Raw genomic sequence first — 1163 nt, forward strand, 5'->3', positions numbered from 1 at the left:
GGTCTTCACCTTCACGGCGTTTCTACTTCTGCCAGAACCACTTGCGCGGCGTTTGTTGTGCTGGTCTTTGATCCTCAATTAGCCGCTCAGCTCGGTCTAGACGCTTCCTCAGGTCATCTACAGTGTCGCGCTCACGATCGAGCTGCTCTCGGAGCATCTTTGTCTCTAACTCCAACAGGTTAACCGCATTACTTGAAGTGATTTCCTTTGGGGGGGCAATTTTCGTTTCTTTGGGGTAAACCCGAAATAACTCAGCGGCGTCTATCTCATAGCCCTGCCCTACCCTCTTCGCGCTCAATCTCCCTGTTTTTATTGCTTTACTAATGGTTGGTTTACTTTTGCCAACTTCTTTTGCGGCGGCGGTTAGACTGAAGGTTGCCATGGGTTCACCTAACATAAAAGGTTTCCGGCATCTTTGCCGTTTACCTTTTCACCCTTTCACACTCGGAGACAGAAAAAAACACCATTGCACATAGCTGTATAAACACTGTACCACCTTACAGTGTTTATACACCCTAAGGTCACTCATAGGTTCAGAGGTCCGCGCTATGCAATTTGTTACCTATCTTCGCGTATCAACAGAACGCCAGGGCCAGAGCGGCTTAGGGCTGGAAGCTCAGCGTGCGGCGGTTGCGGCGCATGTGCTGTGCCGTGGTGAGGTTGTGGCAGAGTTTGTCGAGGTCGAGAGTGGCAAACGGGCAGATCGCCCAGAATTGGTCCGTGCGCTATTAGAGGCAAAGCGGGCAGGGGCTGTGTTGCTCATTGCCAAGTTGGATCGTCTCGCCCGCAATGTCGCGTTTATTGCCAACTTGCTGGAAAGCGGGGTCGAGGTCACGGCGGCGGATATGCCTGAGGCTAATCGTTTTGTACTGCACATTATGGCGGCGGTTGCGGAACAAGAAGGCCGCGCCATCTCTGAGCGCACCAAGGCGGCACTGGCAGCGGCAAAAGCACGAGGCGTCAAGCTTGGCTGGTCCAACCCTATGCGGGCCTATGAGCAACGTCAGGCAGCAAAGAAGGGCGCGGCGGTGAACAAGGCACAGGCCCTAACTCATGCTGCGAACGTCTTACCAGTGATTGAGCAGATTAGAGCTGGTGGTGCGTCGCTTCGCCAGATCGCAACAGAATTAAACGCGAGAGGGATCAAAACAGCACGAGGGGGG

2 protein-coding genes are annotated in these 1163 nt (G+C 53.7%); one reads left to right on the forward strand and one right to left on the reverse strand.

Annotation, left to right across the window (positions count from 1 at the left end):
• Window positions 1-22: 22 nt before the first annotated feature.
• The gene (locus BMX16_RS17470; protein WP_143058103.1) at window positions 23-382 is read right to left on the reverse strand and encodes a hypothetical protein; all 360 of its coding nucleotides are present in this window, start codon (window positions 380-382) and stop codon (window positions 23-25) included.
• 166 nt (window positions 383-548) lie between these two features.
• Between BMX16_RS17470 and BMX16_RS17240 the strand changes: the two genes are divergently transcribed.
• On the forward strand, window positions 549-1163 hold a 615-nt coding region (locus BMX16_RS17240), incomplete at its 3' end, for a recombinase family protein (protein WP_089906020.1).

The sequence above is a fragment of the Loktanella fryxellensis genome (assembly GCF_900110065.1).
GTDB lineage: Bacteria > Pseudomonadota > Alphaproteobacteria > Rhodobacterales > Rhodobacteraceae > Loktanella > Loktanella fryxellensis.